This window comes from Bacillus sp. B2-WWTP-C-10-Post-4, from assembly GCF_009183805.1.
In the GTDB taxonomy this organism is placed as follows: domain Bacteria; phylum Bacillota; class Bacilli; order Bacillales; family Bacillaceae_G; genus Bacillus_A; species Bacillus_A cereus.
Genome location: NZ_WEII01000037.1, coordinates 29384 through 46908, shown reverse-complemented (window position 1 = coordinate 46908; position 17525 = coordinate 29384). Strand labels below are relative to the sequence as shown.

Below are 17525 nucleotides of genomic sequence, written 5' to 3'. Positions count from 1 at the left end.
ATAGTAAATAGAGGGTGTATGTTATTTTTTTTCTGTTTTGTTTTGTATTTTAATAATAGCGTAAGTGCTAATAGTGATTATATTGATAACAGTTATATTATTACTATGAAGGAGGAGGGAGTTTCTGGTGAAATATCAGAGGAATTAATTCATAAATTCCCTGATATAAAATTTGAATTTATAAATGATATTGGTGTTATTAAAATACATGGGAATAATGAAGAAATTACCCAAAAAGTACTGTCTTATATAAATAAGATGTATGCTGTAGATTCTGTTAGTAAAGATAAAAGAATATATATACCAGAAACTAAAATTGATAACTCAAAGGTAGATAAAAATAATTTTGTAGATTCACAGTATAAATATTTTGGATTTACACCGTCTTTTATGCCTAACGGCCTTTATACTAGATGGCAATGGAATATAGATGCTGTAACAGCTAATAAAAAAAGCTATGAATTTCAAATGGGTAATCATGAAGTAACGGTGGCTATAATTGATAGTGGTATTGATCCTAATCATCCCGATTTAAAAAATAATATTGTAGCAGGTGGTAAATCTTTTATCCCAGGGGATGAAAGTATTAATGATAATACAGGGCATGGAACTATGGTTGCGGGAATTATTGCAGCTAATGGAGATCTGAAAGGTATTGCTCCGAATACTGGTATTGCTCCGTATAAAGTTTTAAATAGTGAAGGTGGTCAATCTACATGGGTTATAAAGGCTATTATACAAGCTGTGGATGATGGTCATGAGATTATTAATTTAAGTTTAGGTACTTTTTTATCGTTGAAAAATAAAGAAGAAAAAGCCCTAATTAAAGCTTATAATAGAGCAATAAATTATGCACACAAAAAAGGAGCTTTGGTGGTAGCATCTGCTGGTAATCAAGGAATAGATTTATCAAATCCTAGAAAAGTGTCTGAACAATTAGGGATATTAAATGATGAACAAAAATATGCTCCAGGGGGACTAAATTCCGCATTGTCAGTAGGGGCAGTTGATAAAAATAATAAATTCGAAAATTATTCCAATTATGGATGGATGTTGGATGTTACAGCTCCTGGTGGTGATTTCGGACCGTTGTATGAAAAGGAAGGAATTGTAGACGTAAGACATCTTATATTAACAACTTATCCTACTTATCTCCCAAATTATATTGCTGAAAATGGTGATTTACCACGTGGTTATGAGTTTTCTTATGGTACGAGCTTATCTACTCCTACAGTATCAGCAGTTGCGGCTCTTATATTAACAGAGTATAAAGAGGAAAAGTCTAAAAACTTATCTATTGATGAAATTCAAAATATTATGTATCAAACTACCTTAAAAGTTGGAACAAATAGAAAAGAAAAACTTTCAGGAAGAGGTACGGTAGATGCATATGAAGCCTTGAAATTAATCAACAATAAATAAGATTTTAATAAAACCAAAACTTTCTTGCAAAGATATTAGTGTCATTTAGAGACATATAAGAAATGTGTTCGTAGATAATTTCAATAGTTAAAATAACTGGTTATATCTTAATGGGATGAACCAGTTGTTTTTGTTTAAATCCATTTATTTAGTACATTATTTTTTTGTGATAAGTAAAGTGGGCTGTTCTAATTACATAGTATGAAAATACTTAAACTGCCAGGATTTTTATGATAAATTAATATTTTTAAAATTTAAAGAAAACTTATTGAAATCCGAAACGTAAAGGTATAAAATGGGAATAAGTAAACTGAACAGTTCAGTTCAAATTTAGTTTTAGGTAGGAACAGTTTTTAAAAGTCATAAAGAGGTGCTAACTTTGAAAGAAAAAATCATAATATCCGCTTTGAAATTATTTGCAGAAAAAGGTTTTCACGCTACTAATGTACAAGAGATTGCAAATCATGCTGGAGTTGCTAAGGGGACACTATATGCTCATTTTACTTCTAAAAAAAATATTTTAATTTCCATATATGGTTATTATTTAGACTGTTTATACAATAGCTTGGATGTTAGCATGATAAGTAATAATCAACCTTTTGAGGAACGACTAATAACATTAAACAAAGTGTTAAATGATTATCTGAGTGTCGCATTTGAACATGAAAATTTCCTTAAAATGCAAATGAAAGAACAAAATATTAATGATCCACAGATTATGGAATTTATTCAAGAAAAACGTGGGAAAATTTATATTAAATTTCAGCAACTAATGACGTATGTTGGAGGAGAAGAGCTGAAAAACTGTGTATTAGATGTGGCTGTTATATTGAATAGTCTAATTGAGGAATATTCAGCAGTTGTGATATTAGATGGGGCAGATATACCAGTTGAGGAATTAGTTAATTTTATTACACAAACTATAACCTGTATCTTAAAGGGGTTTAAAAACAAGCATATATCCCCGATTCTTAGTGAGAATTACATGAAAAATAAGGAGATTAGAGAGGAGTTTATATATACAAATAAAATTAAGGAACGGTTGAGTGCAATAAAACAATTAATTCATAATATTTATTTTACTCAAGAAGAAAAGCAAGAAGTCAATGCTTCTTTAATGTTGATTAACGATGAATTATCTAAAAATAACCCAGATATTATAATTATTAAAGGAATGCTAAGAAATATAGGGCGATTTACAGAATTAGAATTCATAGTAGATGAGATATTTAGTTTATTACAACAAATAAAAAAAGATTTTTGATGAAAAATACTATTTTTAATAGAGGTGAGCGTTTATGTTAGGTGAGTTAATAGAAGTAATAAAGTTTATTATAGAAATTGTTAGAGGTAATATTCCTGGTACTCAGTTGTATGCCATGGTGAGTATTCTAGTTATAGTACTCATAGGTGAAGTATTATTTGAATTGAAAAAAGGGGCAGTTAAAAATATATTTCTACTAGTTGGTGAGCGATTAATATTAAATATAATCGGACTGGTGTTTTATTTAGGGTTTTACATGTTTATCTTAAAAATGTTTTTGAAAATATGGCCGACATTAATCCCAGGTTATGAAACAGCTTTAGCTAGTTGGTTAGCAATTATCTCATATATAAGTATTGTTTTATTAGTACCACTTGCTGTACTCTTTGTTAAATTTAATAAAATCTCATTAAAAGCAATAACATTTATAATTCACTTGATATTTACCGGAGTTATAATTAGTTTAATTAATCAGTATTGGGAGCCTAATATTAAATTCCCTGTAATTTTATTAATCGTTAATATAGTGGCCAACACTCTTTTAAGTCTAGTAATAGTTACGTATGGATTAAATAAGGATGAACAAAAAAAAACTAATAACTTAGTTAGAGGGTCTAAAAAAGGGACTTTTTAAACTATTTTAGAAGTTGACATTTTTAATTGTAAATGTCAACTTCTTGTTTTGAAGAACAATGAATTTTTTATTTTTAATGTATGGAAATTACCGAACAAACTAAACTATTGGAGAAAGTACTGATGAATGAATAAAAGAAAGGGAGCTTTTGCAATGTTACCTTTATTTTTTGTTTTGTCGCAATAGGTGCTACCATATATTAATATAACTTACCTGAAGATTTTATTTGATGGTTATCAGTAATAGTAAAATTCATTATACTTTTCCCTTTCTTATTTGATGTTCCATATCTTATTACAGTTTTAGCATGAAATAGATCCAATAAAATTCAATAAATATAGACAAAAAAGCTTATCTCTTAGCGTTTAATGATAAGCTTTTTTATTATTTTTTTATCGTTTTTTGTTTTTGTGTTATTTGCTTCTCTTAGGTTGATAGCGATGTGGCGAGACCCCATGCCCATCAAAGCTAAGGTTTTGAAGTACCCTCTAAACGATAAATTCCTTTTTCTATATGTTATTACTTTGAGAAGTTAGCACAAAAAACTATCCTATATTAAATGGTTTTTTATCTTAATTATAATTTGTTGATGTACTAGAGTGTGTTAATATGCGACTTTATACTTTTTCAGTAAATAGCATAAAGAAATTAAGTATTAGTCCCCTTAAACAAACGGTTAGTAAATCTTTTCCATGGGTGAATGCAATAGAAAATGGGGAGTTTAACGTGTAGGAAACAAGGAAGGAGTGAGAAATGTTGACTATCAAAAAATATAAATTAATTCCCTTCAATGGCTTTCCACCAGATTGGTATGTAGGGGGGCCGGCGGTACCACTGGAATATCAAGTGGAGCGCTACAAAGATTGTGGACCTTTACATCCAGGTGCCAAGGACTTAGGGTTTCCAACAATTCAATATGGAGCACCTATTCATGCCATAGAAAAAGGTACGGTAAGATATTTAAGACGAAATAGTACCCATTGCACTGATGATGCGTACTGTCCGGATTTTGATAATATGGTTCTTATTGAAGGTAATGATCATGGCTATACCGGATACCATCATGTTAAACCCCTTTCCGATTTACAGGAAGGAATGTTTGTCGAAGCAGGCCAAAAAATTGGCCATATTGATGATTCAGGAGTTACCTCTGGACCTCATCTTCATCTTGCACGGTATACTGCCGGTGAACTTGCAACTTGGTGGCATTCTGATAGAGGTACTTGTGATTGGGGATTAGCAGGTTGGGATGCTCCTGATCTTGATCCTGGAGAGGATCCTTATAATTGATTTAACAGACCGACCTATAATTGAAATATAGGCAAAGATACTTAGTGATAAACTTCATATATAGTATATAAGGAGATTATCTCGTGGGTTATTTGCAAATATTAGATGGGGGTATTTGACACCTACATAACCTAAGGATTTAGATGAAATTAATATAGATAAGTATTTACTACGATTGCCTTCCTATTTTTCTTAGAATTCTTTTAGTAAATCAAAATTTGAATTGCGTATACATCTTTTGTACTAGTAGAACTAAGTCTAAAAGTATGTACAATTACACCATTTGACTAATGGGGAAACTTTACAAACTGTTATATACTAGTATTGTGTCTTGCCTTTATAGGTGCAGTACACAGCCGGTGATTGGCTAGTGGAGGTTCTTCCATTTTGCCAGTGCCGGTTTTTTATTAGATAATAAAGAAAACGAAGTTTTTATAAGGAAAGAAGGGGTTGTTTTGAAAGATGTAAATTCTATCTTTATGAGAGAAAAGATTGCTAGTTTTTATCTTTATTTTATTTCTTTTCTTGGTTTGGTTACTATAACTATATCTTTACTTGAAATTAAAATCCCTTCTCATCCAACAATACTCATATTGTTGTTACTATTTATGGGGATTGCAGAGTATTTTCCTGTAAGGTTTTGGAGAGGAACTAGCTCGCTTACCTTTCCGATAATTTACGCTATGAGTTGGCAGTTTGGAATCCATATAACTATTGTTGCTATTGTACTCGTCACGCTAAGTATTCACCTGCATCGTCGTTCACCGATACAAAGAATGTTATTTAATAGTACTCAGCATGCACTTAGTTTGATCTTGGCAGAATGGTTTTCAAACAAATGTATGTCCTTATTAATTAATAAGATCGATATGTCAGTTCTGTATGGAAATTTAGTATCTTTGTTATTATTTTGCGTGTTTTTTTGTTTTTTCAACAACCGCTTTTACGATTTGTTAATGATGCTCCTTCCGCAGCCATATTCAATCTATCAGTGGTATAAAAAAACTGTAACGGTATTTCTTTGCGAAACTTTTGGTTTCTCTTATGCGGCACTAATGCACGTATTAATTAGTACATATAGTGTGGAAGTAAACGAGATTACAGTACTGTTTTTCTTTTTTCCACTTGTAGCAACTTCCATTATTAGTTCTTTTTCTGTACGGATAAGGATGGAGAAGGAACGATTATATGAGCTATTTCTTATTACGACCGAAATTAGTCGAGGATTAACCGGAGGAAACTTGAAACATATTAAACAAGCACTTAAAGGTTTTTTTGGTATACAAGCATATGTAATATGGACAAAAGATGATGGGAACTGGAACATTCTGTTAAAAGATGGAAAAGTCCAATCTGATATTTCTGATCATTTAGAAAATTTTCGAGCGTTTGAGGAACTTTCTAAGAATATTGTATTTAATGATTGGAAAATTGGTACGGCTCCTGGAGATGAAATATTTGATAGTGTCATACGCTCACTTGTATATTTTCCTCTTATTGTAAATGATGAACTAGTCGGGATGTTTGTTGCAGGGAAGAGTAGAAATGCGGGTTTCTTCCCAGAAGATGTACAGTCGTTGGCTACATTTTCTAACCAATTAGCTAATGTAGTTAAAACAAGGATATTGATTTCTGAACAAGAAAAAAGAATGATTCTAGAAGAAAGAAATAGAATCGCCCGAGAAATTCACGATGGTATTGCGCAAACATTAGCCGGGGTGATATTCCAACTAGAATCCGCGCAGAAAAAATACCGTGATAAACCAATAGATATGCAGCAAGTAGTGGAGAAAAGCATAAAAGATTTAAGAGGAAGCCTAGGAGAAGTTCGCTATTCTATTTATGCTTTAAAACCATATCCGACACAACAATTAGGCCTTAAGCAGGCGATAGCAAGTAAAATAAAATCTTTAAAACAAGAATATGAACTAGATATTACATATCATGAAAGAGGTCATGCACGTGCGCTGAGCTTTTCCAAAGAAAGAGTTATTTTTGACACATTGCAAGAGAGTTTGCAAAACATTGTAAAACATGCACAAGCGAAAAAGACTGATGTTTTACTCAGTTATCAAAGTGAGCACGTGCTTTTAAGAGTTAAGGATAATGGAGTTGGCTTTTCACTGTTTGAGTCTATGGTTAAAACAAAGAATGAGCCACATTATGGTATATTACATATGAATGAACAAGCTGAACAATTAGGGGCTACTTTACAGATTGATAGTTCTGTAGGGAAAGGGACAGAAATTACACTGTTAATTCCAGATTCACAAACAAGGGGTGCGTAAAATGATTAAAATATTAGTAGTAGATGATCATGCTTTTTTACGAGATGCAATTCGGAGCATACTAGAGGATGAATCTGATATGAAAGTGGTTGGAGAAGCTAGCTCGGGGGATGGGGTATTGGGAAAAGTAGAAGAATGCGGACCAGATTGTATTTTGATGGATATTAATCTTCCAGGGAAAAATGGGATTGAAGCTACAGAGTTAGTGAAAAAAAAATATCCGAATTGCCAAGTACTTGTGTTTACAATGTATGAGCATGATGAGTATTTAATGGATGCACTCCAGGCCGGTGCTGATGGTTATTTATTAAAGGATTCATCCTCAGAGCAGGTAGTAGCAGCGATTCGAATGTTATATCGAGGGGATTCCGTTATTCATCCGCGTATGACTAAAAAGTTAATTACATATCATCAGCAAAAAATGAAAGTAGAATCAAATGAAAATGAACTGACGGAACGTGAAAAGGAAATTCTCTTTGAACTAGTAAAAGGACTTAGTAATAAAGAAATTGCTGAAGTTCTATATATTAGTGATAAAACAGTTAAAATTCACATCAATAAAATTTTTAAAAAACTAAATGTGAAAAGTCGATCGCAAGCAGTGATTTATGCAGTTCGAAATCAATTGGTTCCGTTGGATTAAATAAGAGATTTTCAAAGAACTATCATGTTGCTTTATTCTGTATTACACAGAATAAAGGACAAGATAGTTCTTTTGTACTATGTAGGCATAGAATCCTTAAAGAAAAGATACTCCTTTTGTTTAATTTTCAGAATAATCAAAATGTGAAATAATGAAAATAGAATTACATTTTAACTTTGTTAATAATTCATTTCGTGAAAATCCTTTATTGGAAATAAATGATGGAGGGCTCTTATAGAATGAGAAACGTGAGTAATTAGCTATATGAGGTATGGGGATGGTAGTAGCGTTGGAAACCTTTCGTGATACAAAAGATTAAGTTTAATAGAGTTTTCAATACTAAATGGGAAGTTAAGAATCAATTTGTTTCAAAAAATAATATTAATAATGGGGAGATGCAATATGAAACGAGGGAAATTTGGAAAGATTCTTATTGGAACGTTAACAATTGGAATGTTATTGTCTCAAGGAATTCCATATAACGTCTTAGCGGAAGAGGTAAATACATCTACTTTAACTGGAATTGATGATGCAAATGCTATCTTGAAAGGTCTTACAAAGGAACAACGTAATGCCTTAAAAACGTTAGATACAAAACCAGGTTTTGTTATTTCGCCAGGGATCAATACAGCAAGTCCTAATAATGTGAATGTGATTATAGAGTTTAAGCAAGCACCTAGCAAAATTGAGGTATTAAAACAAGCGGCTAAAGGGAAAAAGGTGGCTCTTTCAAATGCGGAACAAAAGGTTGAGGCATCACATAAAGGGTTTAAAGCAGAGCTTGAACAACTTCAAAAGAATAAAGAGAAAGGGACAAATGTAAAATCTGCAAAAATAACAAGAGAATATAAGAATGCTTTTAATGGTGTAGCGATTTCTTTACCTGCGAACATGATCGAAGACTTAGTTCGTACTGGTTTGGTTAAGCGTGTATGGGAAGATCATGAGGTTAAAATTGATTTGCCGAAAGAAACAGCTAAGACTGCTGTTGAACCAAAAATGGCAGATAGTGTACCGCAAATTGGTGTGGACAAGCTGCATGATGAAAAAATAACAGGGAAAGGAATTAAGGTAGGTGTACTAGACACAGGTATTGATTACAACCACCCAGATTTGAAAGATGCATATAAAGGATATCGTGCAAAACAAGGTGAAGATCCAAGCAAAATAGATCCGAACTCCATAAAAGGATGGGACTTTGTTAATAATGATGCTGATCCAATGGAGACAACGTATAAGGATTGGCAAAATTCTGGAGGATATCCTGAGATTTATGAGGGAAGTGCATATTATACATCCCATGGTACGCATGTGGCTGGGACAATTGCTGCAGACAAACAGAATAGTGTGGATTATGCAGTGAAGGGCGTTGCTCCAGATGTAGATTTATATTCCTATCGCGTATTAGGTCCATATGGAAGTGGACAAACAAGCGGTATTCTTGCTGCGATTGATAAAGCAGTGAAAGACGATATGGATGTTATCAATTTATCACTAGGAGCGTCTATTAATGATCCTTTATATCCTACTTCTGTCGCAGTGAATAATGCGATGTTAGCTGGTGTTGTTACAGTAGTAGCAGCTGGTAATAGTGGTCCGGAAGAAGGTACCATTGGATCACCTAGTGCAGCGGCACTTCCAATTACAGTGGGAGCCAGTGACGCTGCAATGACAATCCCAACGTTTTCTGCAGATGCAGGTGATGTACATGTGGATAAGATGATGCTACTTGGAAAAAGCTTTACTGATAAGATTGAAGATTTGAAAGGTCAATCCGTATCAGTTGTATATGCAGGGCTTGGGAAATCAGGTGATTTTACAGGGAAAGATGTAAAAGGGAAGTTAGCTCTTATCCAACGCGGTGAGATTACATTTGATGAAAAAATTAAAAATGCTAAGGAAGCAGGCGCAAAGGCGGTAATCGTATATAACAATGTAGATGGTGAAATTACAAGTTACCTTGGGGAAAATACTTCATCTATTCCATCGTTCCGCTTAACAAAAGTAGATGGTGAGAAATTACAAGCAAAAGCTGTACAAGGAGATGTGTCGTTAGTATTTGGGGAACTAAGTAATATAAAAACAGAGGGAGATCGCTTAGCTGATTTCAGCTCCCGTGGTCCTGCAACTAAAACAGATGATATTAAGCCAGATATTGTAGCACCAGGTGTGTCTATTTTCTCAACTGTTCCTGAATATATTAATGATCCAAAGGATGGAGAAAATTATCCGGTTGCGTATGGACGTATGTCAGGTACTTCTATGGCAACTCCTCATACTGCAGGGGTAGCGGCACTCATTTTACAAGAACATCCAAACTATAGTCCATTTGAAGTAAAAGAAGCACTTATGAATACCGCAGTTGACTTAAAAGAGGAGCGTTCTGTATTTGAGGTGGGCTCAGGACGAATTGATGCATATCGTGCAGTTCATGCAGATACATCTATCGAGGTTATCGATAAAACATCAAACGTTGTAGATGATGAAGAAGTAGAAATTGAAGAAAAAACAGGTTCTATTGCATTTGGATATAAAAATCAACTAGAAACTGGGCCTATTAAAGATAGTCGAAAAGTCTTAATTAAGAACAGCAGTAAAACAGATGGGAAAGAGTTTAAATTAGAAGTAGAGTTTTCACCTACAAGTGTAGGTGTGCAAGATGCAGCGAAGAATGGTGTGAAGCTAAACGTACCAGAGTCTATTAAAGTAGCTCCTGGTACATCAGAGGAAATTAGCCCTGAAATTATCATTCCAGGAAACGCTGAATTTGGTAGATATGAGGGATATATTCATATTACAAATAAAAACAATGAAAAAGAAGTATATCAAGTACCATTTGCAGTTAAATTCACAGAAAAAGGGATTGCGTCTGTAGATTTACTGAGGGATGCAATGGCAACAGATGCTTCTAAATTCCATCCGTTTATGGAAAGACCAAGTTCACCGTTGACATTTAAATTGAATAGTCCTCTTGAAACCATTGATGCAGTTGTGAAGGACCGAAAGACTGGGAAGGCATTAGGAGTCGTTGGTACACTTAATGCAAGTAGTCTAATACCGAATGTTGAATATATGATGTTTTCTGGTATGGGAGGGTATGTACTTCCATTTACAGGAGATCCAGCTCATCCAATTGCGGATAAACCTGTTATGTTGCCTGATGGAGATTACGAATTGAACTTTGTTGGATATGATAAACAAGGAAAATCTTATACAAAAGGCGATAGCATTATCATTGATAATATAATACCTGAAATGAAATTTAAGGATGTACAACCTGGTATACACGAAGTCAATGATTCTATGTTTAAAGAAGAAGACGGCCAGCGGGCTTTATGGGTGCATGGTAATATTTATGATTCTACAGTAGATGCATTAAAGGCAAAAGGCTTGCAGTATGATCAAAAAGCCAATCAAATTGTATATTATCAAAACTCAGCCTTTCCATCAGGTTGGCTGAATACAATTCAAGCAAATGGTGATTTTAAATTTGGAGTACTTCCAGAGGAGATAAACGAGCCGTTAAATCTAAAATTATTTGGATATGATCTTGCAACTGCAGGGAATATGGCAACTGGCTATAAAGATTACGTCTTTGTAAAGGAAGGGACAGAATACGCTGTTCCAAGTTATGACAAAGATAAAATCAAATTAGGAGAGAAAATTACATTAACTTTGAATCTTAATAATGTAAAACAGCTTATGTCAGGTACATTTGAAATTCCTTATTACAAGCAGCTATTTAAATTTACAGATGTGAAACCAAATCCAGCACTTACGGAATATGTAAAACAACATGGACTAAACCTTAAATTAGAAGATCCGAAGATAAGTGAAGAAGGAGCTTGGGAAAACAAGGTGAAAGTTGGCGCGTCATTGGAAGGAAAAGAATTTAAAGGATTAGATGGTGATACACCATTTTTAGATGTTACATTCGAAATGACGAACGATGAATACTTTAATGATTTAACTGCATTTGGAGTAGATAAGTTCTCTTATACAAAAGCTGGTGCATCAGAAGGCATTGAGATTCCTGCGTTTAAAGATAAATCTTTTGCTATTGTTTCGAAACATTCAACGGTTACAGGATATATTGGCCCGGAAGCTTTCTTGAATGAAGAGGGGTATTTAGGTAAGAAAGACTATACAAAACTAGGAGCAAAAGTGTACGCAGTTGGCAAGGATGGAAAGAAATATACAGGAACGATTGGTGATAACGGGCAATTTGAAATTCATAGTGTCCCAGTAAGCGATAAAGAATATGATATTTTCGTAGAAATGCCAGGTCATTTAAATAGTAAATTAACAACAAAAATAGGGAAAATGCAAGACGGAGAATTAGTGGGACAAAACTTTAGAGCTGACATGGATGATAACCTTGCAGGTGATGTAAACGGCGATAAAATGGTAGATATTCAAGATGCTAGAATAGCAGCTCTGTCATATGAAAAAGGAAAAGTGTCTGTTAAAGATGGTGACGTGAATCAAGATGGTGTTGTAAACGAAACTGATATTCGTTTTATTGAGAAAAACTTCTTGAAAAAGGGTCCAGATGCTAAAGAAAATCAGAAACCGAAAGAAAATGTAGGGCCAGTGACGTTAGAGAAAATTTTACGCTCTATTGGTTTAGAACCAAAAAAATAAGTAGGAAAACTTCTAGAGTAAATAAAGTAATCAGACAATGAATAGTAAATGAAATGGGATTGGGTAACAAATGACCGGTAATGATTTACGGTAACATTACCGGTCATTTTAAAAGTAATAATTGTTTGGGTGCATGAAATAGCTAGTTTAAAGTGAGTTCGCTTTCATTATGTGACAAGGTGGTTGCTTAATTAGTATTGTTTGTGGGATGGAAATAAGTTTTGTAATTTGACCTTTAAAAATAGGGGGACTTGTGAAATGAGTATGAAGAAAAAACTTGGTATGGGTGTTATAACTGCAGCGCTTGGCTTATCCTTAATTGGCGGGGGAACATATGCATATTTTAGTGATAAGGAAGTATCACAAAATACGTTTGCAGCGGGTACTTTAGATTTGAGTGTGAATCCTGAAGTTGTTATTAATGTCGACAATTTGAAACCAGGCGATGAAATGGAGCGCGGTTTTCAATTAGTTAACAAAGGAACCTTAGCAATAGGAGATGTGAAACTCCTGACAGATTACAGTGTAATCGATGCGAAAGGGGATAATGGAAATGCTGATTTTGGTGATCATATCCGTGTTGATTTCTTGTGGAATTTGGATAAAAATGAGGTTCCAATTTGGTCTACTACATTATCTGAATTAAAGGTAGCTACGCAAAATGGAAGTATTCCAGATCTTGTACAAAAAGGTGTGGTAGACCGAGAAGGAAATGGACTTGCTCCTGGTGATGATGATACATTTTATGTAATGTTTACATTCGTAGATAGCGGTGAAGACCAAAATGTATTCCAGGGAGATGTATTGAAATTAAATTGGACGTTTAATTCCATGCAAGCAAGCGGTGAAGAAAAGTAAGCGTAGTAATTTGCATACTATATGTTTGAGACGTATAGTATACGAATGATGATACTTTTTTATCCATAAAGAAAAGACACCCTAAGGTGCCATCCTCTCACTTGAACCATCTTAAAATTAAGATGGTTCAAGTGGGAGGAAGGCACCTTTGGGTATCTTTTCTTTGTCGAATTTGCCTAATAGGTGTAGCACCACATTGCTATCAAGTTAAAAAATTTTTTCACCTAAAACAAAAAAACGAGCTGAATTCACATAAATAACTATGGAAGAAAACAAAAACTTAGGATTAAAGAACTTGTGATGTATGACTATATTGGCTGTTTTTATTCAGAAGGATATATTAATCCTGAGTATACATTTGTATTTAATCATGAGGATATCGAAGAAATTATATTTGTAGGTTTTATAGATGAGGAAGAAGAGGCATTTGTAGGATTGCTTAATTGAATAGGATCTAGAAACAGGTAATCTTCAAATTTTGATAAAACTAGCAATCTCCACGCCGAAATTGGTTAAATTATAAGGGGGAAAAGCTGGTCACGAAAATGATGAAGAGATTACTATTTTCAAATCAGTTGGTTTGGTTGTAGTAGATACTATCGTTGCGAATTATTTGTATGAGAAAGTAGTGGAGCGCGGGATGGGATTGAGTTTTGAGGGACTGCCTTTTGGTGGTCTTTTTTGCATAAAATCTTGTAAAGTAAGAAAAAGTTGAATATTAATATTCTAATATTCAATAGAAAGATAAAATGTTTTAAAGTTCAAAATAATACATTATAATATATTTAGTAAAATTAACCAATTTATATTTTGCTCATTATGTATTAAAGGGGAAATGAAAATGGCTGGACAAATTCGTATGTCACCAGAGGAGCTTAAATCGAAAGCGGCTCGATATGGACAAGGTGCAAATCAAATTGAGGACATTTTAAGTCAACTACAAAACTTACAAAATGAATTAAGAGGAGAATGGGAAGGTCGTGCTTTCGAAGGTTTTGATCAACAGTTCAATCAATTAAAGCCAAAAGTACAAAACTTTGCACAGCTATTACAAGAAATTAATATGCAGCTTAATAAAACTGCAGAAGCTGTTGCTTCTCATGATGAAGAATTATCACGTAATTTCGGTTTGAAATAAAAATTGTCATACTCTATATAACAGGCATTTCAAATGAGCCATACAGCTTATAGTGTATGGCTCATTTGATTGCATGCCCAACTTAGCTGGACACACGTTTAAAAAGAGTGATATTAATAGGGAATTTTCATATATTTATTGGGGTTTCTTTGGCATCTTCTGAAAATTAGAGAAAGGATTTGAGTGATGGGACAATTTCAAAGTAATTTTCAAACGGCACAACAAATTGCTACGCAGATGAGAACAGCTTCGAATATAATCCAAAGTGCAACAAATCGTTCTATAACAAAGGCGACGCGTACAACATTATCTGTTAATTTCAAAGCACAAGAAGCGAATCAACAAATGTTAGACTTGACGAAACAATTTTCCGCTGCCTTTCAACAAGCGGTTGATAATATTCATTCAGTAGCCCAAGAGTTTGAGAGAATGGATAACGAACTTCACAACACTTTTCGCTAATGTGACAACCTACGTAAAGGTAAAATGGCAGGAGGAATATAATGAGTCAAGATATTGAAAAACAAATCAATCAAGTAAATCAAAAGTTAAGAAGTGTATTTGAAGAACAAGACCGAAATCAATCCGCGATTCACATTCAGGAGCAAGCGGAAGCAGATTTTTATGAATGGAGAGGTCGAAACCATCGTTTGTTTGATCGAATTTTAGGAACTTGGCATGGTGATAGAGAAATGTCTCAGTTTTTTATGAATACATATCAAGAGGCACAACATATTGAACGAAAAGTCACATTTGAATTGGAAAATCAAAAAGAAACGTTGCTTAAAGAAAAACGAGACCTTAATGATTTAGAAAACGCCCTTTCCTATCAACAACAACAATTAGCAAGGGAGGTCAATGCATGAGTTTAAATATGTATTTGGGAGAGGTACGAAGCCAAACTCAAAGCATGAATGCTGTATGTACGGCCACCATTCAAGGTATGGAACAAGCCATTCAGTCGATTGACGCTTTTGCAACTGATACTGTGTTACAGGGGCAAACATATAGCAGTGCAAAATCATTTTTTGTACAAACCTTTCGTCCTTTAGCGCAAGGAATCATTTATCTGTGTGAAGAGTTAATTCGTCAGAACGATGCTTTTCCAAGTCAATTTCAATCACAAGTCGCTTCCACGGATGTAATTGAACAAGAAATATTAGAACAAATTCGAGAAATTGACCGAATGAAAGCAAGTATGGAAGCCATCAGCCAAGCTATGCCAATCCCAGGTATGGACGCTATGGCGAATCTTTTTACTGTGATGAGGAAAAAACTGCAAGAAAAGCTGGATCATTTGTATCAATTTAATCAGGCCTCTAGTAATAATTATAGTACAGCACTTCAATTAGCAGCTAGTATTGCTGCAGGTCTTGCGGAAGTTCAAAGTGGGAAAGGGTTTAGTGTTGTCAGCGGTACATTTAGTACGCAAGGGTTGAATATGGAATGGACAACTTCAATTCAGGAGATTACAGAAGATAGAAATCGCCAGACTGATAACCTTCTAAATAGTGGTACAATTGAAGAAGGAGCAATTGATGGTAGATTTTCATCGGAATCAGAAGAAAAAGGTTTTGATGGTAAAAAACTAGCAAGGGATATAGCTGGTGAAATAAGTGGTGAATATGATATTCGTCGGGCTTGGGATGGTGTTGATCCATCATCTGGAGAAAAACTGTCTACTTTGGACCGATTTTTAGCTGGTGGGATGGTAGTAGCTGGTCTTACCCCAATTGGAAAAATTTCAAAAGTTGGTAAGGGTGTAAAGATGACTGCTGACGCTACTAAGGTTGTAAATAAAACTAAAAAAGTACCTGTTGAGAAAGTAAATGAAGCTAAAGGTACAAGTGAAGTTAATAAGAAAGTCAGCGGAACTAGTGTAGGAGAAGAAAACGTTACTTATCGTAGGGTTCAAGGTGGTGATAGTAAAGAGTTAATTTTAGTTAATGATGATGGTACACTCTCTTTAAATAGTAAATGGAGGGCAGATCATAATTTAAATGTATCTACTGGAAAAGATCACTCTACATATTTCAAAAATAAACGAGCAGACTCATATATTGTGGAATTTGATGTACCACAGTATTTAGATGATTTAATTAGAGAAAATGCGATTTCTCAGAAGGGTTATAAAACTAATCCACTTAACCAAGGTAGAACAGCTCCTAAGATTGTTGACAAGGGTATTTTTGATAAATATGGATTTGAAGGTGTTGCATACGAATTACCTGACCCCATTAGTCGGTGGTTGGTAGAATACGGACGGAATGCTAAACTTATTAAGTAAGAGAGGAGAGCGTGTTAAATGATTAAGCCTTTATACGCCGAAAATATTATAGTAGGTGTAAAATATAAAAATAAGCTCAATTGGTATATAACTGAATCGGATTTATGGTATTTAGATTATAATCAAGCTGGATATTCTCCTAGTGAATATCCAGAGGAAAGAAAAGGCATTAGTATTTTAAATGAGACTACAATAGCTAACTTTTTAGAAAGAATAGAAAAATATAAAAGATTTACAGAAGATATTAGGTTAGAATTTTTAAGGGAAATAAGAACTAATAGAGAAGAAGCCTATTATGATTATAATCCATGTTTCCTAATAGACTTTGAGCGTTTAATTTTTTATTCTAATTATCCGGAATCAATATCTTTTGAAGAATATATTCCGAATAACTGGAGAGGTTATTTACAGCGATTTGATGAACAAGTACCCTATGAATATAGATATTGGGAAGATGAGAATAAAAACTATTTAGTTAGAGAGGATTAGGTCATGGAAGAAAATAAAGTAGTTATGATAAAAGAAACATTTAAAAATGAAGAAACTGGTGAACTAACGCCAGGAGTTACTATAATACTTGATGGGAATTTAAGGGAAGTGTTGGAGATAATTATGGAAAAAGAAGGCTATTCGGATTATCCAGAAGCTTTAAAAGAAGTAATCTTTGAAGGGATTCATCATTTTGTGAAAAGAAATAAATAATAAGCTGACATATACTTTTAAGGTAAAGGGCAATTCTGAAAGGGATATGCCCTTTTTATTTTTTAAATTTGAAATGTAGCTCAGATATTATCTTTTTCTTCCTTATTGATACCAATATATTTTAAGTGTAATTTATGAGGTGCTATGATTGAGTATTTCTTACAACATAGCGAAATCTTTTGTTTGTTTATAGAACCAATAGCCGAAGGTTTTGCACATGGTGTGAGTCCCAATAGATTCGATCCCAGCAAAATCTTTGGCTTTTTGAAATTTTTGATAAGCCTAGATTTTATTAATGGGTTGATCTTCTTTTCGAGAAGGGAATAATATTTCACAGAAGGTGTAAAATGGGATG

General features: G+C 33.8%; 14 protein-coding genes and 4 pseudogenes. 17 read left to right on the top strand and 1 reads right to left on the bottom strand.

Annotated features, from left to right (window positions below; translation table 11 throughout):
* The 17 genes and pseudogenes from GBN78_RS16065 to GBN78_RS15990 form a co-directional block, all read left to right on the top strand.
* Positions 1 to 1422, top strand: a 1422-nt coding sequence (locus GBN78_RS16065) for a S8 family serine peptidase (protein ID WP_152127516.1), incomplete at its 5' end; no start/stop codon positions are given.
* A 379-nt stretch (positions 1423 to 1801) separates the two neighbouring features.
* Positions 1802 to 2686 (top strand): TetR/AcrR family transcriptional regulator, encoded by an 885-nt coding sequence (locus GBN78_RS16060; RefSeq protein WP_044585123.1) that lies wholly within the window; start codon positions 1802 to 1804, stop codon positions 2684 to 2686.
* Between the two features lie 34 nt (positions 2687 to 2720).
* Positions 2721 to 3320: a hypothetical protein gene (locus GBN78_RS16055; RefSeq protein ID WP_044585122.1), complete on the top strand. Its 600-nt coding sequence runs from the start codon at positions 2721 to 2723 to the stop codon at positions 3318 to 3320.
* Between the two features lie 158 nt (positions 3321 to 3478).
* Positions 3479 to 3631 (top strand): annotated as a pseudogene (locus GBN78_RS31170) (DUF6773 family protein); the annotation flags it as partial.
* Between the two features lie 442 nt (positions 3632 to 4073).
* Complete coding sequence (locus GBN78_RS16050; RefSeq protein ID WP_076775115.1) at positions 4074 to 4610, top strand: M23 family metallopeptidase; 537 nt, start codon at positions 4074 to 4076, stop codon at positions 4608 to 4610.
* Between the two features lie 455 nt (positions 4611 to 5065).
* The gene (locus tag GBN78_RS16045) at positions 5066 to 6898 is read left to right on the top strand and encodes a GAF domain-containing sensor histidine kinase (protein ID WP_076775113.1); all 1833 of its coding nucleotides are present in this window, start codon (positions 5066 to 5068) and stop codon (positions 6896 to 6898) included.
* Between the two features lies 1 nt (position 6899).
* Positions 6900 to 7541 (top strand): response regulator, encoded by a 642-nt coding sequence (locus GBN78_RS16040; RefSeq protein WP_152127515.1) that lies wholly within the window; start codon positions 6900 to 6902, stop codon positions 7539 to 7541.
* 402 nt (positions 7542 to 7943) lie between these two features.
* A complete protein-coding gene (locus GBN78_RS16035) occupies positions 7944 to 12185 on the top strand; it encodes a S8 family serine peptidase (RefSeq protein ID WP_152127514.1) in 4242 nt (1413 codons plus the stop codon).
* Between the two features lie 258 nt (positions 12186 to 12443).
* Entirely contained in the window at positions 12444 to 13043 is a 600-nt protein-coding gene (locus GBN78_RS16030) for a TasA family protein (RefSeq protein WP_152127513.1), read from the top strand.
* A gap of 261 nt (positions 13044 to 13304) precedes the next feature.
* Positions 13305 to 13490, top strand: a pseudogene (locus GBN78_RS16025) (DUF4176 domain-containing protein); the annotation flags it as partial.
* A 76-nt stretch (positions 13491 to 13566) separates the two neighbouring features.
* Positions 13567 to 13758: pseudogene (locus GBN78_RS16020) on the top strand (hypothetical protein); the annotation flags it as partial.
* Positions 13759 to 13884: 126 nt separating this feature from the next.
* Positions 13885 to 14181, top strand: coding sequence for a WXG100 family type VII secretion target (locus GBN78_RS16015; protein WP_000918591.1), 297 nt, complete (start codon positions 13885 to 13887; stop codon positions 14179 to 14181).
* A gap of 186 nt (positions 14182 to 14367) precedes the next feature.
* A complete protein-coding gene (locus tag GBN78_RS16010; RefSeq protein WP_000529653.1) occupies positions 14368 to 14643 on the top strand; it encodes a TIGR04197 family type VII secretion effector in 276 nt (91 codons plus the stop codon).
* 41 nt (positions 14644 to 14684) lie between these two features.
* Entirely contained in the window at positions 14685 to 15047 is a 363-nt protein-coding gene (locus GBN78_RS16005) for a DUF3958 family protein (RefSeq protein ID WP_044584180.1), read from the top strand.
* The gene (locus GBN78_RS16000) at positions 15044 to 16468 is read left to right on the top strand and encodes a pre-toxin TG domain-containing protein (RefSeq protein ID WP_070183571.1); all 1425 of its coding nucleotides are present in this window, start codon (positions 15044 to 15046) and stop codon (positions 16466 to 16468) included. Before GBN78_RS16005 ends, GBN78_RS16000 begins: the two co-directional genes overlap by 4 nt.
* An 18-nt stretch (positions 16469 to 16486) precedes the next feature.
* Positions 16487 to 16957, top strand: a complete 471-nt coding sequence (locus tag GBN78_RS15995) for a hypothetical protein (protein ID WP_000595044.1) — start codon at positions 16487 to 16489, stop codon at positions 16955 to 16957.
* Positions 16958 to 16960: 3 nt separating this feature from the next.
* The gene (locus GBN78_RS15990; RefSeq protein WP_000392187.1) at positions 16961 to 17170 is read left to right on the top strand and encodes a hypothetical protein; all 210 of its coding nucleotides are present in this window, start codon (positions 16961 to 16963) and stop codon (positions 17168 to 17170) included.
* 80 nt (positions 17171 to 17250) lie between these two features.
* On the opposite strand, the pseudogene GBN78_RS30630 reads toward GBN78_RS15990, so the two are convergent.
* Positions 17251 to 17497: pseudogene (locus tag GBN78_RS30630) on the bottom strand (tyrosine-type recombinase/integrase); the annotation flags it as partial.
* Positions 17498 to 17525: the final 28 nt, after the last annotated feature.

Bases quoted from the DNA above. Each gene is read 5' to 3' on its own strand.
- GBN78_RS16055 (WP_044585122.1), top strand. From the start codon at position 2,721: ATGTTAGGTGAGTTAATAGAAGTAATAAAGTTTATTATAGAAATTGTT.
- GBN78_RS16035 (WP_152127514.1), top strand. From the start codon at position 7,944: ATGAAACGAGGGAAATTTGGAAAGATTCTTATTGGAACGTTAACAATT.
- GBN78_RS16040 (WP_152127515.1), top strand. From the start codon at position 6,900: ATGATTAAAATATTAGTAGTAGATGATCATGCTTTTTTACGAGATGCA.
- GBN78_RS15995 (WP_000595044.1), top strand. From the start codon at position 16,487: ATGATTAAGCCTTTATACGCCGAAAATATTATAGTAGGTGTAAAATAT.
- GBN78_RS16000 (WP_070183571.1), top strand. From the start codon at position 15,044: ATGAGTTTAAATATGTATTTGGGAGAGGTACGAAGCCAAACTCAAAGC.
- GBN78_RS16010 (WP_000529653.1), top strand. From the start codon at position 14,368: ATGGGACAATTTCAAAGTAATTTTCAAACGGCACAACAAATTGCTACG.
- GBN78_RS16005 (WP_044584180.1), top strand. From the start codon at position 14,685: ATGAGTCAAGATATTGAAAAACAAATCAATCAAGTAAATCAAAAGTTA.
- GBN78_RS16015 (WP_000918591.1), top strand. From the start codon at position 13,885: ATGGCTGGACAAATTCGTATGTCACCAGAGGAGCTTAAATCGAAAGCG.
- GBN78_RS16030 (WP_152127513.1), top strand. From the start codon at position 12,444: ATGAGTATGAAGAAAAAACTTGGTATGGGTGTTATAACTGCAGCGCTT.
- GBN78_RS15990 (WP_000392187.1), top strand. From the start codon at position 16,961: ATGGAAGAAAATAAAGTAGTTATGATAAAAGAAACATTTAAAAATGAA.
- GBN78_RS16050 (WP_076775115.1), top strand. From the start codon at position 4,074: ATGTTGACTATCAAAAAATATAAATTAATTCCCTTCAATGGCTTTCCA.